At 62.4% G+C, this 18,735-nt stretch carries 14 protein-coding genes and 1 riboswitch; of the genes, 10 read left to right on the plus strand and 4 right to left on the minus strand.

The features are described 5' to 3' along the window. Window positions 1-11: 11 nt before the first annotated feature. The 5 genes from BN1124_RS06450 to mgtE all read left to right on the plus strand — a co-directional run bounded on the left by BN1124_RS06450 (window position 12) and on the right by mgtE (window position 7,378). Entirely contained in the window at window positions 12-1,109 is a 1,098-nt protein-coding gene (locus BN1124_RS06450; RefSeq protein ID WP_042640193.1) for a flagellar basal body P-ring protein FlgI, read from the plus strand. 102 nt (window positions 1,110-1,211) lie between these two features. Further along, complete coding sequence (gene flgJ, locus BN1124_RS06455) at window positions 1,212-2,330, plus strand: flagellar assembly peptidoglycan hydrolase FlgJ (protein WP_042640194.1); 1,119 nt, start codon at window positions 1,212-1,214, stop codon at window positions 2,328-2,330. A 3-nt stretch (window positions 2,331-2,333) separates the two neighbouring features. Then, on the plus strand, window positions 2,334-4,331 hold the full coding sequence (locus tag BN1124_RS06460) for a FlgK family flagellar hook-associated protein (protein ID WP_042640195.1): 1,998 nt from the start codon (window positions 2,334-2,336) through the stop codon (window positions 4,329-4,331). A 3-nt stretch (window positions 4,332-4,334) separates the two neighbouring features. Next, complete coding sequence (flgL, locus tag BN1124_RS06465) at window positions 4,335-5,543, plus strand: flagellar hook-associated protein FlgL (RefSeq protein WP_042640196.1); 1,209 nt, start codon at window positions 4,335-4,337, stop codon at window positions 5,541-5,543. Window positions 5,544-5,742: 199 nt separating this feature from the next. After that, window positions 5,743-5,912: riboswitch (M-box (ykoK) riboswitch) on the plus strand. Window positions 5,913-6,034: 122 nt separating this feature from the next. Further along, a complete protein-coding gene (mgtE, locus tag BN1124_RS06470; RefSeq protein WP_042640198.1) occupies window positions 6,035-7,378 on the plus strand; it encodes a magnesium transporter in 1,344 nt (447 codons plus the stop codon). Between the two features lie 69 nt (window positions 7,379-7,447). Here the strand turns inward: mgtE and ppx are convergent, their stop codons facing one another. The 3 genes from ppx to BN1124_RS06485 form a co-directional block, all read right to left on the minus strand. Continuing rightward, window positions 7,448-8,938, minus strand: a complete 1,491-nt coding sequence (ppx, locus tag BN1124_RS06475; protein WP_042640200.1) for an exopolyphosphatase — start codon at window positions 8,936-8,938, stop codon at window positions 7,448-7,450. Then, a complete protein-coding gene (ppk1, locus tag BN1124_RS06480; RefSeq protein ID WP_042640202.1) occupies window positions 8,928-10,997 on the minus strand; it encodes a polyphosphate kinase 1 in 2,070 nt (689 codons plus the stop codon). Before ppk1 ends, ppx begins: the two co-directional genes overlap by 11 nt. Window positions 10,998-11,073: 76 nt before the next feature. Then, complete coding sequence (locus BN1124_RS06485; protein WP_042640203.1) at window positions 11,074-11,586, minus strand: glycine cleavage system transcriptional repressor; 513 nt, start codon at window positions 11,584-11,586, stop codon at window positions 11,074-11,076. A gap of 213 nt (window positions 11,587-11,799) precedes the next feature. Here BN1124_RS06485 and BN1124_RS06490 point away from each other — a divergent pair, with 213 nt between their 5' ends. From BN1124_RS06490 to BN1124_RS06510, 5 genes are all read left to right on the plus strand, one after another. Beyond that, on the plus strand, window positions 11,800-12,651 hold the full coding sequence (locus BN1124_RS06490) for a DUF2726 domain-containing protein (protein ID WP_042640204.1): 852 nt from the start codon (window positions 11,800-11,802) through the stop codon (window positions 12,649-12,651). Between the two features lie 268 nt (window positions 12,652-12,919). Then, window positions 12,920-14,338 carry a sigma-54 dependent transcriptional regulator gene (locus BN1124_RS06495; RefSeq protein WP_042640205.1) on the plus strand — a complete coding sequence of 473 codons (1,419 nt, stop codon included), beginning with the start codon at window positions 12,920-12,922 and terminating at the stop codon, window positions 14,336-14,338. A 203-nt stretch (window positions 14,339-14,541) separates the two neighbouring features. Next, window positions 14,542-15,576 carry a sensor histidine kinase gene (locus tag BN1124_RS06500; RefSeq protein WP_042640206.1) on the plus strand — a complete coding sequence of 345 codons (1,035 nt, stop codon included), beginning with the start codon at window positions 14,542-14,544 and terminating at the stop codon, window positions 15,574-15,576. Between the two features lie 88 nt (window positions 15,577-15,664). Continuing rightward, window positions 15,665-17,002 (plus strand): sigma-54-dependent transcriptional regulator, encoded by a 1,338-nt coding sequence (locus BN1124_RS06505; RefSeq protein WP_042640207.1) that lies wholly within the window; start codon window positions 15,665-15,667, stop codon window positions 17,000-17,002. Window positions 17,003-17,112: 110 nt separating this feature from the next. Next, window positions 17,113-17,874: a Nif3-like dinuclear metal center hexameric protein gene (locus BN1124_RS06510; RefSeq protein ID WP_042640208.1), complete on the plus strand. Its 762-nt coding sequence runs from the start codon at window positions 17,113-17,115 to the stop codon at window positions 17,872-17,874. Window positions 17,875-18,091: 217 nt separating this feature from the next. Here the strand turns inward: BN1124_RS06510 and purN are convergent, their stop codons facing one another. Continuing rightward, window positions 18,092-18,730 carry a phosphoribosylglycinamide formyltransferase gene (gene purN / locus BN1124_RS06515; RefSeq protein WP_042640880.1) on the minus strand — a complete coding sequence of 213 codons (639 nt, stop codon included), beginning with the start codon at window positions 18,728-18,730 and terminating at the stop codon, window positions 18,092-18,094. Window positions 18,731-18,735 lie beyond the last annotated feature (5 nt).

Raw genomic sequence — 18,735 nt, forward strand, 5'->3', positions numbered from 1 at the left:
CAGGAGATCTCATGAATCGACTCCGTCTGCTCGCCCTGCTGTGCTGCTGCTTGCCGCTCGGGCTGGCGCACGCCTCCCGCATCAAGGATCTCAGCTCGGTGGAAGGGGTACGTAGCAACCAGCTGATCGGTTACGGTCTGGTGGTGGGTCTGCCCGGCACGGGCGAAAAGAACAACGCCTTCACCGAGCAGACCTTCAGGACCATGCTCAACAACTTCGGCATCAAGGTGCCGGACAACATCAAGCCCAAGATCAAGGACGTGGCGCCGGTCGCCATTCACGCCGATCTGCCGCCCTTCTCCAAGCCGGGCCAGACTATAGACGTTACCGTCTCCGCCATCGGCGAGGCCAAGAGCCTGCGCGGTGGCACCCTGCTGCAGACCTTCCTCAAGGGGCTGGATGGCCGCGTCTATGCGGTGGCTCAGGGCAGCCTGGTGGTCGGCGGCCTGGGTGCCGAGGGGGCCGATGGCTCCAAGGTGGTGGTCAATACCCCGACCGTGGGGCGCATCGCCAATGGCGCCACCGTGGAGCGCGAGGTACCGAACGCCTTCTCCCAGGGGGACACCATCACATTCAACCTGAACCGGCCTGACTTTACCACCGCCAGGCGAGTGGCCGACGTGGTCAACGATCTGGTGGGACCCAACACAGCCCAGGCGATGGATGCAACCTCCATCAAGGTGTTCGCGCCGCGGGACCCCAACCAGCGCGTCTCCTACCTGGCCACCATCGAGAACCTGGAGGTGGATCCGGCCACCGAGTCCGCCAAGATCATCGTGAACTCGCGCACCGGCACCATCGTCATCGGCAGTCAGGTCAAGTTGCGACCGGCTGCCATCAGCCATGGCGGGTTGACGGTGACCATCGCCGAGAATCAGCAGGTTTCCCAGCCCAATCCGCTGGCGGGTGGGCAGACGGCGGTCACCAACAACTCCACCATCAACGTGCAGCAGGAGCCGGGCCGGATGTTCAAGCTCGATACCGGTGCGACCCTGGACGATCTGGTGCGGGCGGTGAATCAGGTCGGGATAGCGCCCGGCGATCTGATGGCGATCCTGGAGGCGCTGCAGCAGGCAGGGGCCATCCAGGGGCAGCTGGTCATTCTGTAAATGACGGGGCATGACATCGGGTTGGCACCCTTCGAGGGCTCGGGTTTATTGAACAAGGTGTTGGGCGGCAAGGGTTTGCCACGGGCGGCAACGAGGTAGGTTATGGCAGAGTTCGACTCCCAGAGCGGGATCAATCTTGGCATGGTGCAGGATGTCCAGAACCTGGACAAGCTGCGCCGGATGAGCATGAGCAAGGAGGGGAAGGCCGATGCGCTGATGGCGGCGGCTCGCCAGTTCGAGTCCATCTTCACCCAGACCCTGTTCAAGGGGATGCGCCAGGCCAACGCGGTGCTGACCGAAGACAACCCCATGAACAGCAGCTACACCCAGTTCTACGAGGGGATGCTGGACGAGCAGCGGGTCGCCGACATGTCCAGCAAGGGTGGCCTCGGCATTGCCGAGATGGTGGCCAAACAGTTCTCCCCCGAGAAGAGCTTCACCCACAATGACGGGCGGGTGCTCAAGCTGCCCCAGCGCACCGAACGTGTCTATAAACCCTATCAGCCGCCGACCTCGGCCCCCAATGATTTGATCGCAGCCTCAAAAGTTGGCAAAGATTTTGCTGAGAAAGGGATGAATAGCGAGCTGAATGGGGCTGAACCCCGGTTTGCCTCACCCAGGCGCCCCCACCGTACGGTGCCCCCCATGGGGGACAGTCAGCCCCTGACCCGTCAAGGGGTCGAGGGGGCGGGCGGCAGCGCCAAGGTGTTCGATAGCCCGGAAGAATTTGTGCATCGGCTGATGCCGCTGGCCAAGAAGGCGGCGGACAAGCTGGGACTGAGCCCGGCGGTGCTGGTGGCACAGGCGGCGCTGGAGAGTGGTTGGGGCAAGCGGGTGATCAAGGACGGGGAGGGGCAGATGACCCACAACCTGTTCGGCATCAAGGCCGATCCGCGCTGGGATGGCCCCAAGGCGGTGGTCAGCACCCTGGAATATGAGCAAGGGGTGGCGTCTCGCCAGAAGGCGGCGTTTCGCTCCTACGAGTCGTTTGAAGAGAGCTTCAACGACTACGTGGATTTCCTCACCTCGGGCACCCGCTACAAGGGGGCACTGGCCAAGGCGGATAGTCCGGAGCGCTATTTCGAGGCGCTGCAGCAGGCCGGTTATGCCACGGATCCCCAGTACGCCAGGAAACTGAAACAAGTGTTGCACAGTGATGCCATTGCCGGCTACTCCTCGCCTGGCAACACTGCGACCAGGAACACAGAGATGGAGCTGTAAGTTATGGCAAGCGATCTGCTTGGAATTGGAACCTCGGGTGTGATGGCCCAGCAGCGCCTGCTGCAGACCACCAGTAACAACATCGTCAACGTCAATAGCCAGGGCTATGTACGTGAGCGCACCCTGATCTACACCAATTCCGTCGGATTGGGGACGGGGGACATGGTCACCCAGCGGGTCATCAACAACTATGCCCAGGGAGAGATGCGCCGCGATACTTCCGCCTACAATGCCTCTAACACGCGCTACAATCAGCTGTTCCAGCTGGATAGCCTGCTCGGTGACACCAGCAACAGCGTGGGCACCACTATTACCTCCTATTTCAAGGCGTTCCATACCGCCAACGAGTCGCCGGCCGAGATCGGCGGGCGCAAGACCACGCTTAGCGAGCTCAACGGCATGGTGGACAGGTACCACACCCTCTCCTCCCAGCTCGACAAGCAGTCCGACACCATCAACGCCACCATCAGCGACGAGACCGACAGGGTCAACAGCTTGCTCAATAGCATCAATGATCTGAACCAGGCCATCATCCGCACTCAGGGGACGCCGGAAGAGAGCCTGATGCTGTTCGATCAGCGCGACGAGGCCGTGCGCCAGCTCTCCGAGAAGATGGAGATCCGCACCGTGACCCAGCCCAACGGCAGCATGCTGGTGAACATGAGCACGGGCCACTCCCTGGTATTGGACGGCGGAGTGGCCCAGTTCAAGGTGGTGGCGGGGGATCCCGACTCCCGCGAGCCGACCCTGGAGCTCACTCTTGGTACCAATAAGGCCAGCGTCAACGACAAGGACATAGGTGGCGCCATCGGCGGGTTGTTCAACGCGCGCCGGGATCTGGAGCCCTCCAAGCGGGAGCTGGGGCAGCTGGCCGTTGCCATGGCCGATGCCATGAACCAGCAGAACCGGCTGGGGATGGATCTGGACAACGAGCTGGGGGGGGATCTCTTCTCCCTAAAGGGCAGCCAGGGCCTTCCCTATGGCAGCAACACCGGCAATGGCACCGCCAGCGTGAACTTCGTACCCGGCAAGGGCACAGAGGTGACCACCTTCGATTACGAGGTCAAGTTCAACAGCGCCACCGGCTATGAGGTGTTCTCCATCGATGGCGCTGGCAAGCGTACCTCCCTCATGACAGGCACCACCCCACCGGCCAAGTTCGAGGTGGCGGGGCATGGCATCGAGATCGATCTCTCCGGTACCCCGGCAGCGGGTGACAAGATACTGCTGCAACCGACCAAGCACGCAGCCGCCGGACTGGAAGCCGCCATCACCCGCCCGGAAGATATTGCACTGGCTTCACCTATAAAAGCAGATAAAAATTCTCAAAATATAGGCTCTGGTGAGATAAAAATGACCGGTGTCTATAACACTGGCACAGGGTCGGGTTTTGGGGCCAACAGCCTGAATCCAAACGCGCCTCAGGTGGTCAAGATAGACAACGGCGGCAACTACGAGGTCTATGACAAGAACAACAACCTCATCGGGGTCGCACCGGCATCCAGCAAGGGCCAGAACCTGATGGCCGCCCTCGAGAGCCCGCTGGGGGGGCCCAAGGTCTATGCCGATCCCAAGGCGGCGCCGGGCTACGACTTCAGCATCACCGGCAAGGTGGAGGCCAAGGACAGCTTCACCCTGAGCTACAACAAGGACGGCTTCGCCGACAACGCCAACGGCCTGGCCCTGGCGGAGCTGCAAAACAAGACGCTGGTGCGCAAGAACAACAATGCCGCTACCAGCAACGACAAGATGACCTTCAACGATGCCTACAGCGCGCTGGTGACCGGGGTGGGCAACAAGACCAGCCAGGCCAAGACCCTGCTGCAGGCCAACGAGGCCAAACTGACCCAGAGTACCGGTATTTACGAGAGCGTCTCCGGCGTCAACCTGGAGGAGGAGGCGGCCAACCTCATCCGCTTCCAGCAATCCTATGCCGCCTCGGCCCAGATAGTCAGCACTGCCAAGACCATCTTCGATACCCTGTTGTCTTCCGTGAGGTAACGCATGCGCATCACCACCAACATGATCTATGACCGCAACCTCGCCACCATGAGCAAGGTCAGCGAGCGCCAGAACACGGCCTACAACCAGCTGATGTCCGGGGACAAGTTCACCCGGGCGGGGGAAGATCCCTCCGGCATGAGCCAGAAGATGGCGCTGACCAAGGAGATCGACTTGTTCAAGCAGTACAGCGTCAACGGCAGCCTGCTGGAGAACAGCCTGGGCCACGAAGACACAGTCCTGACCTCCATCAACACCGCCATGCTCAGTGCCAAGACCCTGATCCAGAAGGCGAACAGCTCTGCCATGGGGTCCGAGGAGCGCAGCGCCATCGCGAGCGAATTGGAGGGGCTGCAAAAGCAGATGTTCGATCTGATGAACAGCAAGAACTCCCAGGGGGAGTTCATCTTCGGCGGCAACCAGAGCAAGACTCAGCCCTTCGTCAAGGATGCCAGCGGTAACTACGTGTTCCAGGGGGACACGGGCCAGCGCAGCATCCAGGTCTCTCCCACGGTGCAGATCCCGGCCAATGACTCCGGCTTCGATCTGTTCGAGATGGTGGGGACCCGGCGCACCGCCAGCGCCGCCAGTGCCAACATCAAGGTAGGGGTGGGGGATCAGGCGAACTTCGAGAGCTTCTATCGCAACAACTACGACTCGTCCCTGGCCAGCAACTCGTTCACCGTGAGCACCCTGGCGGGCCCACCGGATACCTACGAGATCAAGGACAGTGGTGGCACAGTAGTGCAGAGCGGGGGTTACAGCGCGGGCAACAAGATAGGCTTCAACGGGCTGGAGCTGACCCTGGACCTGCCCGCAGGCGGTGCGGATCAGACCTTCGCACTCGATGCACCTAAGAACGACAACGTGCTCAACGGCATGTCCGACTTCATCACGGCCTTGCGTGACCCCACCATCTCGGCGGACAACTTCCAGCTGGCAGTGGCCAATGCCACCACCCACATGGACAACGCCAGAACCAAGGTGGACAGGGGGCAGGGGGACGTGGGCAGCCGGCTCAACAGCCTGGAGCAGGTGATGAGCTCGAACGATGGCCTCAGTACCCTGAACCAGCAGGCGCGGGCCAAGGTCTCGGAGGCCGACATGTACGAGGTGATAGCGACCCTCTCCAAGGAGGATGCGGCCATGAGCGCTACCCAGCTCGCCTTCAGCAAGATAAGCAAGCTGACCCTGTTCGACTATATCCGCTGATCACTCTCCGTTGACCGCGGCGCTCCCCTGCGGGGGCGCCGCTTTCACTTCTGCCTCTTCTCCATCGCTTTCCCATCTGCTCTGCCCCAACTTCCCGCAATTTGTAACAACCCGTTGCCGGCGGGCCTATTGGCTTGACTCGGGCCAGCCCCTGGTCGATGATGCCGCCCGCACAGCCCAAGGCTGTGGCTATTTTTTCGCAGCATCTCGTTAGGCGAGGCTCCTGCATAAACACAGGCCACTGATCTCACGACGTCCAGAGACGCCCAAGATCAGGACAGTTTTCATCGGATTAAGGTGTAAACCCAAGTGGCTTCCGGCATGCCGGATACGTTATGTAGTGCTAAAGCTGGTACGTGGGGATGAAACACGCCGGACGGCGTCATTTCCTGCCTGTTACTCGTCAATCAAATTGCTGTTTTCTTGCAAACGGCAGCCGGTATGACCGGTTGCTCTCGGGTTCGACCCGGGATCACATGAGGATATCTGTGATGAAGAAAACACACCACCTGCTCAACCGTCATCAACTGCTCGACCTGGCTGCCCTGCAGGGCTGGCTCGCCCGCAACCTGGATCCGGTACAACGCGCCGACCAGCTGCTGACCCTGCGTCCGGAAGAGCTCAACTGTATCTTCGATACCCTGCCTACCCCCGAAGGCGCCGAGCTGCTCGTTTCCCTGCCGGCGGACTGTGCCGGCCGATTGCTGCTGCGGCTGCATGCCAGCATCGTCAGCCTGCTGCAAGGGGCCATTCCCAGACGCGAACTGCTCGCCATCTTGCGCAAGCTCGATGACGACGATCGCCACCAACTGCTCGCCCGTTTCCCCGAGCCGGTACAGACCAGCCTCCATTCGCTGCTGGACTGGCCGAGTGAATCGGTCGGTGCCAACATGCGTCACGAATACTTGGCTATCGACGGGCAGGAGACGGTGGGCCGCGCCAAGCAGCTGATCCACGACGCCTGGGACAAGGCCCAGCTGTTTCAGGACCTGTATGTGGTCGACGGCGAGCATCGTCTGCTTGGCAGCGTCTCCCTCAAATCCTTGCTGATAGCGGATCCCCTGCTGCCGGTGAGCGAGCTGATGGAGCGGGAGGCGGTGCGCATCGATGCCCGGGCGGATCAGGAGCTGGCCGCCCGCCTGCTGATCGATCGCGACCTCTCTATCCTGCCGGTGGAGGCTCAGGGCCGATTGGTGGGGGTCTTTCATGTGGACGATGCTGCCGACATCCTGGAGCGCGAGTCCACCGAGGATGCGGAGCTGCAGGGGGGCTCCTCGCCGCTGGATATTCCCTATCTGCAGGCGACCCCCTGGCAGTTGTGGCGCAAGCGGGTGGGCTGGCTGCTCATCCTGTTCGTGGCCGAGGCCTACACCGGCACAGTGCTGCGGGCCTTCGAGGAGCAGCTGGAGGCGGCCATTGCCCTGGCCTTCTTCATCCCTCTGCTGATCGGCACCGGCGGCAACAGCGGCACCCAGATCACCACCACCATAGTGCGTGCCATGGCGGTGGGGGAGGTGAGCCTGAAGAACCTGGGTACCGTGCTCAAGAAGGAGCTCTCAACCGGTCTGCTGATCTCGGTGGCCATCGCCATCGCGGCCTGGGTGCGGGCCTGGAGTCTGGGGGTGGGCCCCGAGATCGGCATGGTGGTGACCCTGACCATCATCGCCATCGTGCTCTGGAGTGCCACCGTCGCCTCGGTGATCCCCATGGTGCTGCGCCGCTTCCGGATCGATCCCGCTGTGGTCTCGGCCCCCTTCATCTCCACCCTGGTGGATGGCACCGGCCTCATCATCTACTTCGAAATCGCCAAGTGGTTGCTGCCCGAGTTGCAGTAAGCAGGCGTTCGAACCCGCAATAGCAAAGAGGCAGCCCATGGGCTGCCTCTTTCTTTCATGCAGGAGCGGTCAGCTCAGCTGGAACAACAGGGGCCAGCCCTGCTCCTGGCAATAACGGTGCTCCTTCTCCAGGTTCTGCATCAGCAGGCGGTTATCCTCACACCACTCGGTTGGCAGGGTAACCACCAGTTGATCCCCTGCGGCCAACACCTTCAACGGGGGCAGCAGGTTGTCCTGGCGTCTGTGGTGAGCCGCCACCGCGAGGCGCAGGATGCGGATGCAGCGCAGCACCGTCTGCTCGTCGTGGTTGGGCAGGGCGGGCAGCTCGGAGAGCTTGAGCCCCTTGCGCTGGAAACGCACCAGAGCTGCCAGCAGGGCCTGATCGTCCTGGTTGAAACCGGGCAGGTCGGTGTTTTGCAATATGTAGGCGGAGTGTTTGTGGATGCCGCTGTAGTTGATGGCGAGCCCAATCTCGTGCAGCCGCGCCGCCCAGCCGAGGATGGCGCGATAGGGCTCGATGGGCATCTGCCAGGGCTCGCTCAGGGCATCGAACAGGGAGAGCACGGTCTGCTCGACCCGGGCCGCCTGGCGCTTGTCGATGCGGTAGTGGCTGATGAGGGCAAGGGCAGTGCGCTCGCGGATGTCGTGATGCTGCAGCCTCTCTTCGAACTCGTACAGCAGACCTTCGCGCAGGGCACCGTCGGAATACTCCATCCGCTCTATGGGCAGGGAGGTGAAGAGGCCGAGCAGTATGGCCACGGCGGCGGCGAATACCCCCTGGCGCTCCTCGGTCAAACCGGCGAGTTTGAGCTGCTCGACCTTTTTGTGCTTGAGCATCTCTTCTTTGAGCCGCTCAAGCCCCGCCAGGGTGATGCTGCCATCGGTCCAGCCTTCCCCCTGCAACACGTCCCGCACGGTACGGATGGAGCCTGAGCTGCCGAGGCAGCTCTGCCAGCCGAGTTTGCGGTACTGGTTGACGATGGGGGCGAGCTGATGTTGCACCTCCAGCACGGCGTTGTTGATGGCCTTCTCGCTCAGCTTGCCGTTGCCAAAGAAGCTCTGGGTGAAGCTGACGCAGCCCATCTTGCGACTGGTGAGGGCCTTGTGGTCAAACCCCTCGCCGATGATGAGTTCGGTACTGCCGCCACCGATGTCCACCACCAGCACCTGGCCTTCGATATGCTGGGTGTGCGCCACCCCCTGATAGATGAGGCGGGCCTCTTCCTGACCGCTGATGATCTCGACGGGGTGATTGAGCACCAGGGCCGCCTCGCGCACGAAGTCACGGGCGTTGCTGGCACGGCGCAGGGTGTAGGTGCCGGCGATGCGGATCTGATCCGGCTTGATGTTGGTCAGCCGCTCGGCGAACAGGGCGAGGCAATCGAGGCCTCGCGCCATGGCCTCGTCCGACATGCGGCGCTGCTCGTCCATCCCCTCCGCCAGCCGGACTCGCTCCTTGATGCGATCGACGATCTGCATCCGTCCCTCATTGAGGCGGGCGATGACCATGTGAAAACTGTTCGAGCCCAGATCGACAGCGGCGTACAGACTATTGTCCATGGTTTGACTCTATGCGTTTGAGATAATCGTAAATCGCAACCTGAGAACGGACCTTGCGGCGGTTGCCCCGCTTCACGTACTCGTTGCTCTGGTTTGCATCGATGACCCTTGCCTTGCAGGTGTCGCTGAGCTGCAGCTGGAGGATGTCCAGGATGCGCTGCTTGAGGCGCTCGTCGTAGATGGGGGTACCCACCTCGATCCGGCCGTCGATGTTGCGGCTCATCCAGTCGGCGCTGGAGATGAACAGCTGGGGGTTGCCCCTGTTGTGGAACACCATGACCCGCGGGTGCTCGAGGAAGCGGTCGATGATGCTGATGACCTGGATGTTTTCGCTGAGCCCCGGCACCCCCGGGCGCAGGGCGCACATGCCGCGGATGATCATCTGGATCGGCACCCCCGCCTGACCGGCGGCGTAGAGACGGTTGATGAGGTCCCTGTCCACCAGGTTGTTGATCTTGAGGGTGATGCCGCTCGGCTGGCCCGCCTTGGCGTTGGCCAGCTCGGCGTCGATGAGGCGATAGAGCTGACGGCGGCTGTTGATGGGGGAGACCAGCAGGTGGTTGAACTTGTAGCGCCGGTAGGGATATTCGATGTATTCGAACACCCCCTCCACCTCGGCGGTGATGTCCGGGTGGCGGGTCAGCAGGGAGAAGTCGGTGTAGATCTTGGCGGTCTTCTCGTTGAAGTTGCCGGTGCCGATGTGGGCGTAGCGCACCGCCTCGCCGTGCTCGTGGCGGGTGATCAGGCAGAGCTTGGAGTGGATCTTGAGGCTCGGCACCCCGAACACCACCTTGACCCCCGCATCGGTCAGGATATTGGCCCAGTCGATGTTGGCCGCCTCGTCGAAGCGGGCGCGCAGCTCCACCACAACAGTCACCTTCTTGCCGTTGTTGGCGGCGTCGATGAGGGAGTGGATGATGCGCGACTTCTTGGCGACCCGGTAGATATTGATGCGGATGGCGCTCACCGCCGGATCAAAGGCTGCCTGACGCACCAGTTCCGTGAAATGGTGGAACTTGTGATAGGGGTAATACAGCAGAATGTCCTGCTTGGTGATGGCGTCGAAGGCGTTGACGAAGCCGTCGAAGTCGCGGCAATCGAGGGCCGGCAGCTTGGGGTTTTCCAGATAGTCCCGGCCCACGTTGGGGAAGCCGATGAAATCCTTGAAGTTGTGATAACGACCGCCGGGCATGATGGCGTCGTAGGAGCTGATCTGCAGCTTGAGCTTGAGGAAGCTTATCATGGCGGCGGGCATCTCCCGCTCGTAGACGAAGCGCACCGGCATGGCGGTGAGGCGCTGCTTCAAGCCGTCACTCATCTTGTCCACCAGACTCAGGTCGAGCTGGTCTGAGAGATCGTACTCCGCATCCCGGGTCAGCTTGACCGCGTAGGCCGCTATCTCGTCGTAGTCGAAGAAGCCCTTGAAGATCTCGTCGAGACAGAAGCGGATGACGTTATCCAGGATGATGATCTGTTTCTTGCGGCGGGTCCCCTCCGGCGGCAGCTGGAAGAAGCGGGGCAGATCGTCGGTCGGCACCTCCACCAGGGCGTACTGGATCACCTGGCCACCCTTCTTCATCTCGATGGCGAGGTAGGTGTGCTCGTCTTTGAGGAACTTGACCGGGTTGACTTCCTTGTTCAGCAGTATAGGGATGATGTGGCGCAGCACCTTCTCCCGGAAGAAGACCCGCAGCCACTGCTGAATGGAGTCGGAGATCTGGCTCTCGTTGACCAAGAAGATGTTGTGGCGGGCGAGGGCGATCAGCAGCTCTTTGTAGGTGTTGTCGAATGCCTCGCCGAGGGCCATCACCTTCTGCTGGATGGCGCGCAGCAGCACCTTGGCCTCGTCGTCGCCCCCGTGCACCTCGTTGATGAGGATGCGGCGCTTGACGTCCGAGACCCGTACCTTGAAAAACTCGTCCTGGTTGGAGGAGAAGATCCCGAGGAAGCGGACCCGCTCGATGAGGGGGACCGTCTTGTCCATCGCCTCTTGCAACACCCGTTCATTGAATGAGAGCCAACTCAGCTCTTTCTCTTCATACTGCTTGTCGGTGCTCATCTGGTGCCTCTGTGATCAGGTTGCGTCTGCGCGGCAGTTATGGCGTCAAACCATGACAATTTTATGACGGCCGGCACTATTCGGTCAGGTCTTGATCGATGTCGACGACGAGATCATCGGAGAGGGACTCCAGCGCCGCGACCAGATCGTCCTGCTCGAGCTGGGGAGGCAAGGCGACCAGGGCATGGGCGTAGAACAAGGGGGCACCCGAGTGGGGCGCGGGCTCGCAGCCGGTGGTGAGATCGGCGACGTTGATGTTGAGTTGACGCAGTATGCTGGCCACCTCGTGGACTATGCCGGGCCTGTCGTTGCCGGTGACGGTCAGCATCATCTGGCGGGCGGGCTCCTGGCTGAGCTGGCCTTCGGCGAAGCTCACGGTCAGACCCGGCAGCATCACCAGTGCCTCGCACAGGCTGCGGTAGTGCTCATCGGGGACGCTCACGTGCAAAATGCCGGCAAATTGTCCTGCCAGTTCACTCATGGAGCTGGCCAGCCAGTTACCCTGCTGCTGGGTGATGGTATGCGCCAGACTCTCGACGATGCCGGGCTTGTCTGCTCCGATGACGGTGACGACCAATTGCTTTTGCATCCTGCTCTCCTGTGAGTGGGTTCCACCCTCATTGTGCCTGCTGCGGCAGGCCATATGAAGCCCCGCCTCGCGCAAAAATGGTGAAAAAACACTAAGGCAGGGAGGAGGGCTTCATTTCTGCTCTGCCTGTGCCGGCCCCCCCGTGCTAGAGTGTTGCCCCTTCTTCTCCATGTTTTGTGAACAGGATATGTCTTGTGAATGGGATCTGCGCTTATGAATAGCCTTGTCGTATCGGGATTGGTGTTGTTGGTACTGCTCCTGCTGGCGATCGTCTGGGGCAGAGGCAAGAAAGGCAAGGTATCGCCCTATGAGCTGCAGGAGACCCTGTTCAGTCCGGCCGAGCGCTCCTTCCTCGGGGTGCTGGATCTGGCGGTGGGCGACAAGGCGCGGGTCTTCGCCAAGGTGCGGGTCGCCGACGTGCTGACCCCGCAAGCGCGTATGGGCAAGAGCAAGTGGCAGCAGGCCTTCAACCGGATCAGTGCCAAGCACTTCGATTATCTGCTCTGCCATCCGGCGGATCTCTCCTTCCTCTGCGCCATCGAACTCGATGACAGCTCCCACCGCCACCAGAAGCGCAAGGCGCGGGATCTGTTCCTCAAAGAAGCCTGTGACGGTGCGGGTCTGCCCCTGTTGCAGATCCCGGCCAGCAGCCACTATCAGGTGGAAGAGCTGCGCGAGCAGCTGTTGCCGCTGTTGAGCAAGGCCTCTCCCCTGGTCGAGGATCTGTTGCCAGGGGAGCGCCGCGAGCCCACCTTCAGCCCGCTGCTGCTCGATGGCGTGGATCTGAGCGAGCCGCGCCATGGGGGGCAAGCACCGGTCGCCTCGGTGCCGCAAGCCCCTAAGCCGGGACTCGCCGAGCCGGATCCCGAGCTGGTGGACAACCTGTTCGGCAGCCTGGACGAGGAGGAGGATCAGCCTTCTGCCACGCCGCACTGCCCTCGCTGCGATGCCCCGTTGGTGGAGCGGGAGGCCAAGAAGGGCCCCCATGTCGGTCGCCTGTTCCTGGCCTGCAGCCGCTTCCCCCAGTGCCGTTACGCCGCCCCCCACGGTCAGCTCAAACACTGAGTCCGCTTCTGGCTCCGGTTGCGACCGGAGCCATTCTCTCCTAGGTTTTCCTCTGACTCGGCGGTTTTTCCGCCTCCCGTCAATGACAAAGAAATGACTACGATGTGTGGATTGTGATCGCCGTCCCGGCCCGCTGTCGCGGGCGCGACAAATTTTGACAATCCGCCATTATTTTGGCACTTTGTGCCCCTTATAACGTGCATGGCTAGCCATATTAAGCACGAAAAAAACAACAGTTTGGCTTCAGGTGCAGAAAAGGATGGAGAGGATGGCAATGGAGGTATTGATTGTCGATGCCGATGAACAGCGGCGCCAGCAGCTGGGGACAGTGCTTTCGTTCATGGGGATCCCCTGGCAGGAGGTGGCCGAGCCCGAGCTCGATGTGGCCATCGAATCCTCCGGCCCGCTGCAAGGGATATTGACGGGCGAGCTGCAGGAGCGCCCCCTCGGCGAGCTGCTCGCCGCCTTCCCCCGGATCCCCTTCCTCTCCCTGATCGAGGCCAGTCACCCCAACAGCAACTTCATCGGTGGCAGTGACGCCCCCTTCACCTATGAGTCGCTGACGCGTCACCTGCATTTCTGCCAGGCCTTCATCTCATTGCACCCGCGCCAGCAATTGCACGACAAGGGCCAGACCCTGTTGCGGCTGCTGGTGGGCAAGGGCAGGGGCATTCAGGAGGTACGTCGCCTCATCGGTCAGGTTGCGGAAACCGACGCCAACGTGCTGATCCTGGGGGAGTCCGGGACCGGCAAGGAGGTGGTGGCCCGCGCCATTCACGAACTCTCTTCTCGCAGCAGCGGCCCCTTCGTGCCCATCAACTGCGGCGCCATTCCGGCTGAGCTCCTGGAGAGCGAGCTGTTCGGCCACGAGAAGGGTGCCTTCACCGGTGCCATCGCCGCCCGTCGCGGCCGCTTCGAGCTGGCACAGGGGGGCACCCTGTTCCTCGACGAAATTGGCGACATGCCGCTGCCGATGCAGGTCAAGCTGCTGCGGGTGCTGCAAGAGCGCCTGTTCGACAGAGTGGGCGGCGGCAAGCCGGTGCAGGCGGACGTGCGCGTCATCGCGGCGACCCACCGAGATCTGGAGGCGATGATCCGCACCCAGCTGTTCCGCGAGGATCTCTACTATCGCCTCAACGTCTTCCCCATCGAGACGCCGCCCCTGCGCGAGCGTGCCGACGACATCCCCCTGCTGCTGCAGGAGTTGCTCAATCGCCATGCCGAGCAGCACAGGGGGATCATCCGCCTGACCCAGCGCGCCATGGAATCCATCATGCAGTACCCCTGGCCCGGCAACGTGCGCGAGCTGTCGAACCTCATCGAGCGGCTGCTGATCCTCTATCCAAACCAGATCGTCGATGTGGTGGACTTGCCGAGCCGTTATCGCCTGCTGCCCTGCGAGCCGCGCGACGAGCGACTCACCGAGATGGACGAGCGCGATGCCTTGGCCGCCGTGTTCCAGACCCCCCTCGAGCCGGAGCCGAGCAGCGGTATGTCTCTCCCCATGCAGCTGCCGCAGGAGGGGGTCAATCTCAAGGAGATGCTGGCCGATCTCGAGGTGGAGCTGATCCGCCAGGCCCTGGAGTCCCAGGAGGGGGTGGTGGCCCGCGCCGCCGATCTGCTCAGCATGCGCCGCACCACGTTGGTGGAGAAGATGAAAAAATACGGCATGAGCAAGGATATTTGAACCGCGGCCATGGCTCTGGTTGCGAGATCCTGAGCAAGGACCCTGCGTGGCTCTCCCTGCCGAGGGCCTCTAGTGACAGAGCCTGAGCCGATCCTGAGGTCAATGCTTTGACACCGGATGTCTAATGCATTGATATACATCAATTATTTTAATGGCATGGAAATTGAATAGCCTGATCCCAAACCCAGTTTGAGGTCAGGTTTATGACAATCGCCCAGCAGGACAACCCGCTCCAGTCTCACGAGGTGAGCCAGCTCTACGCCATCTTCCAGGCACTGCCGACCGGCGTGCTGCTGCTCGATGGGGAGGGGCGCATCACCCGCGCCAACCCGGCCGCCCTTGCCTTGCTGGGAGAACCGTTGCAGGGCCAACTCTGGCGCCAGATCATCGATCGCTGTTTCGAGCCCCGCGAGGACGACGGCCACGAGATCTCCCTGCGGGACGGACGCCGCGTTCAGCTCTCGACCCAACCGCTGCAGGATCAACCCGGTCAGCTGGTGTTCATCACCGATCTCACCGAGACTCGCCAGCTGCAGGACAGGGTCAACCACATGAAACGGTTGTCGGCCCTCGGCAACATGGCTGCCTCGCTGGCACACCAGATCCGCACCCCGCTCTCCGCCGCCATGCTCTATGCGGCCAACCTCGCAAACCGCACCCTCAAGCCCGAGTCCCGCAGCCAGTTCCAGCAAAAGCTGATGGCGAGGCTCCAGGATCTGGAAAAACAGATCAACGACATCCTGCTGTTCGCTCGCAACGGAGATAACCAGGTGGTCGCGCCGGTATCGGTACAGGGGCTGCTGGCGGAGGTACAGGCCGGCGCCGAGGCGTTCTGCCAGCAGCAGGGCTGCAGACTGCAGATGGAGGCGCCGGAGCCGGATCTCTGGCTGCTGGCCAACAGCAATGCCCTGGCGGGCGCCATCAACAACCTGATCGCCAACGCCCAGCAGGCCGGTGCCAACTCGCTGCTCATCAGCGCGGTGCGCAGCGGTGGCCGGGTGGAGCTGCGCGTGCTCGACAACGGCAAGGGCATGCCCGCCCAGTTGCTCAACCAGATCTTCGAACCCTTCTTCACCACCCGCTCCCAGGGCACCGGCCTTGGGCTTGCGGTGGTGCAATCCGTGGTGCGCGCTCATCAGGGGGAGGTCGGTGTCGCCTCGGTACCCGGTGAGGGCACCTGCTTTACCCTGTCGTTCCCTCTGCATCAGCAGGCGGTGCGGCTTGGAGGTGTGGCATGAGCCATATCGGATCCCGCCTGTGGGCAGGCGTGAATATGAACGCGGATATCAATAACGATAAGGCCAGGTTGGCCGTGGGAGCCCTAGCATGACCCAAGCCCGTATCCTGGTAGTGGAAGATGATGATGGCCTGCGCGAGGCGCTGGTGGATACCCTGTTGCTCGGCGGCTACGAGTGCCGTGAAGCCGACAGCGGTGAGCGGGCCCTGCTCTCCCTGTCGCGCCAGAGCTTCGACATGGTCATCTCGGATATTCAGATGGGGGGCATGGACGGCCTGACCCTGCTGGCCAACATCCGCCAGCAATATCCCCAGGTGCCCGTGCTCTTGATGACGGCCCATGCCAACATCGATGGCGCCGTGCGCGCCATGCGGGAGGGGGCCATCGATTACCTCGCCAAGCCCTTCTCCCCCGAGGTGCTGCTCAACCAGGTCAGTCGCTACGTGCCGGCCCAGAAGGTCGAGAAGCGGGCCGTGGTGTACGGGGATCCCAGGACGGCCGAGCTGTTCCAGCTGGCGACCCGGGTGGCCAGAAGCGAGGCCACCGTCATGGTGACCGGCCCGAGCGGCACCGGCAAAGAGGTGCTGGCCCGCTACATTCACGACAACTCCAGCCGCGCCGAGCAGAGCTTCGTCGCCATCAACTGCGCCGCCATTCCGGAGAACATGCTGGAGGCGACCCTGTTTGGCTACGAGAAGGGGGCCTTCACCGGCGCCGTGCAGGGGTGCCCTGGCAAGTTCGAACAGGCCCAGGGCGGGACCCTGCTGCTGGATGAAATTACCGAGATGGACCTGGGGCTGCAGGCCAAGCTGCTGCGGGTGTTGCAGGAAAAAGAAGTTGAGCGGCTCGGCAGTCGCAAGATGATCCCCCTCGATGTGCGGGTCATCGCCACCAGCAACCGGGATCTCAAGAAGGCGGTGCAGGACGGCCTGTTCCGTGAGGATCTCTACTATCGTCTCAATGTCTTCCCCCTGCGCTGGAGCTCGCTCTGGGAGCGTCCCGGCGACATTCTGCCCCTGGCGGAGCACCTGCTGGCGCTCCATGCTGGCCAGATGGGCCTGCCTGCGCCGCAGCTGCTGGACGATGCCCGTGGGCGCCTGCTGGCCCACCCCTGGCCCGGCAACGTGCGCGAGCTCGACAACGTGGTACAGCGCGCCCTGATCCTGAGCCCGGACGGGGTGATTGGCTCCGCTCAGCTGATCCTGGAGGAGACGGACGGAGCCTTGGTGCGCCCGCTCGAGCGACTGGCGGCCGGGGACGATCTCGGCAGCGAGCTCAAGTTGCAGGAGCACCAGATCATCCTGGACACCCTGCAGGAGTGCAACGGCAGCCGCAAGGCCGTCGCCGACCGGCTCGGCATCAGCCCGCGCACCCTGCGCTACAAGCTGGCCCAGATGCGGGATGCGGGCATAGAGCTGTCCGCCTGAGTGCCATGGCCTTGGCGGCCCGGCTCGATTATCATGGTCTCCTGACGATTGATCCCAAGACCCTGGCGGTTGCCTGCAACCGCGGGGGCTGGCCCTGTTAGGAGACCCTCATGATCTCTCATCGAAAACTGGAAACCCTGCTCAACCACCTGCTCGAACCCCATGCCATCAAGGACTACTGTCCCAATGGCTTGCAGGTGGAGGGGCGTGAGCGCATTCGCCACGTGGTCACCGGCGTCACCGCCAGCCAGGCGTTGATCGACGCGGCCGTGGCGGTCAACGCCGATGCCATCCTGGTCCATCACGGCTACTTCTGGAGCGGTGAGCCGGCCCAGATCACCGGCATGAAGCAGCGTCGCCTCAAGACCCTGCTGACCCACGACATCAACCTGTTCGCCTATCACCTGCCGCTCGACGTGCATCCCGAGGTGGGCAACAACGCCCAGCTCGCCAAGCTGCTCGGCATCAAGGTGCGCCGCGGTCTCGAGCCCTGGAACAGCAAGAGCGTGGCCATGGTGGGCAAGCTAGAGGAGCCCATGAGCGGGCCGGATTTCGCGGCACTTATCGAAGAGCGGCTCGGTCGTACTCCACTGTACAGTGGTGAGACGGGGCCCGAGCTTATCCGCTCCGTGGCCTGGTGTACCGGCGGTGGACAGAGCTACATCAACCTGGCGGCGGAGCAGGGCATAGACGCCTTCATCTCAGGCGAGGCCTCCGAGCAGACCATCCACACCGCCCGCGAGATGGGCATGCACTTCTACGCCGCCGGCCATCACGCCACCGAGCGCTACGGCATCAAGGCGCTGGGGGAGTGGCTTGCCACCGTACACGGGTTGCAGGTGACCTTTATCGACATCGATAATCCGGTCTAAACCCGTCCACGATCTTGCTGCGAAGCCGTGATCAAGGCTCATGTGCTGCTCGGAATCCTCATGTATTCATATACACTCCGGTTCCTGCGCTGCTCTTCACCTTGCTGACGGCTTCTCGCGACAGCTCGTGAACCGGTTTAAGTCCTGTGTCAGCGGCACTGTAAAAGACAAAAAAAGGGAGGCCACAGGCCTCCCTTTTCACATCTCGGTGTTTCCGCTACTCGCTGGCATAACCCGCCGGGCCGAGCACTGCGCCATCCAAGAGGGCCGCGTCCGCTTGCATCCGCAGCCTCCCCTGGCAGAACCACTGCACCACCATCGGGTAGATGCTGTGCTCCTGGGCTTGCACCCTGGCCGCCACGTCGCTGGCATCATCGCCCTCGAAGATGGGCACACGAGCCTGCAGGATCACTGGGCCGCCGTCGAGCTCCTCGGTGACGAAGTGAACGCTGGCGCCGTGCTCGCTATCACCGGCGTCGATGGCGCGCTGGTGGGTGTGCAGGCCCTGGTATTTCGGCAGCAACGAGGGGTGGATATTGATCATCCTCCCCGCGAAGTGACGCACCAGGGGGGCGCTCAGGATCCGCATAAAGCCAGCAAGCACCACCAGATCCGGCTTGTAGTCAGCCATCAGCGCCTGCAGGGCGAGGTCGTAGTCATCCCGGTTGGCAAACTGCTGCTGGGCCAGGATGGAGGTTGCCACCCCGGCTTCCTTGGCGCGCACCAGCCCATAGGCATCGGCCTTGTTGCTGATGACGCCGACTACCTCGCCCGCTATCTTGCCGTTGGCGCAGTCGTCGAGGATGATCTGCAGGTTGCTGCCGCTGCCGGAGATCAGCACCAGAATGCGTGTCATCGGGC

The sequence above is a fragment of the Aeromonas eucrenophila genome (assembly GCF_000819865.1).
GTDB lineage: Bacteria > Pseudomonadota > Gammaproteobacteria > Enterobacterales > Aeromonadaceae > Aeromonas > Aeromonas eucrenophila.

Bases quoted from the DNA above. Each gene is read 5' to 3' on its own strand.
- BN1124_RS06485 (WP_042640203.1), bottom strand. From the start codon at position 11,586: ATGCAAAAGCAATTGGTCGTCACCGTCATCGGAGCAGACAAGCCCGGC.
- ppk1 (WP_042640202.1), bottom strand. From the start codon at position 10,997: ATGAGCACCGACAAGCAGTATGAAGAGAAAGAGCTGAGTTGGCTCTCA.
- ppx (WP_042640200.1), bottom strand. From the start codon at position 8,938: ATGGACAATAGTCTGTACGCCGCTGTCGATCTGGGCTCGAACAGTTTT.
- BN1124_RS06505 (WP_042640207.1), top strand. From the start codon at position 15,665: ATGACCCAAGCCCGTATCCTGGTAGTGGAAGATGATGATGGCCTGCGC.
- BN1124_RS06500 (WP_042640206.1), top strand. From the start codon at position 14,542: ATGACAATCGCCCAGCAGGACAACCCGCTCCAGTCTCACGAGGTGAGC.
- BN1124_RS06490 (WP_042640204.1), top strand. From the start codon at position 11,800: ATGAATAGCCTTGTCGTATCGGGATTGGTGTTGTTGGTACTGCTCCTG.
- BN1124_RS06495 (WP_042640205.1), top strand. From the start codon at position 12,920: ATGGCAATGGAGGTATTGATTGTCGATGCCGATGAACAGCGGCGCCAG.
- BN1124_RS06450 (WP_042640193.1), top strand. From the start codon at position 12: ATGAATCGACTCCGTCTGCTCGCCCTGCTGTGCTGCTGCTTGCCGCTC.
- BN1124_RS06510 (WP_042640208.1), top strand. From the start codon at position 17,113: ATGATCTCTCATCGAAAACTGGAAACCCTGCTCAACCACCTGCTCGAA.
- BN1124_RS06460 (WP_042640195.1), top strand. From the start codon at position 2,334: ATGGCAAGCGATCTGCTTGGAATTGGAACCTCGGGTGTGATGGCCCAG.
- flgL (WP_042640196.1), top strand. From the start codon at position 4,335: ATGCGCATCACCACCAACATGATCTATGACCGCAACCTCGCCACCATG.
- flgJ (WP_042640194.1), top strand. From the start codon at position 1,212: ATGGCAGAGTTCGACTCCCAGAGCGGGATCAATCTTGGCATGGTGCAG.
- purN (WP_042640880.1), bottom strand. From the start codon at position 18,730: ATGACACGCATTCTGGTGCTGATCTCCGGCAGCGGCAGCAACCTGCAG.
- mgtE (WP_042640198.1), top strand. From the start codon at position 6,035: ATGAAGAAAACACACCACCTGCTCAACCGTCATCAACTGCTCGACCTG.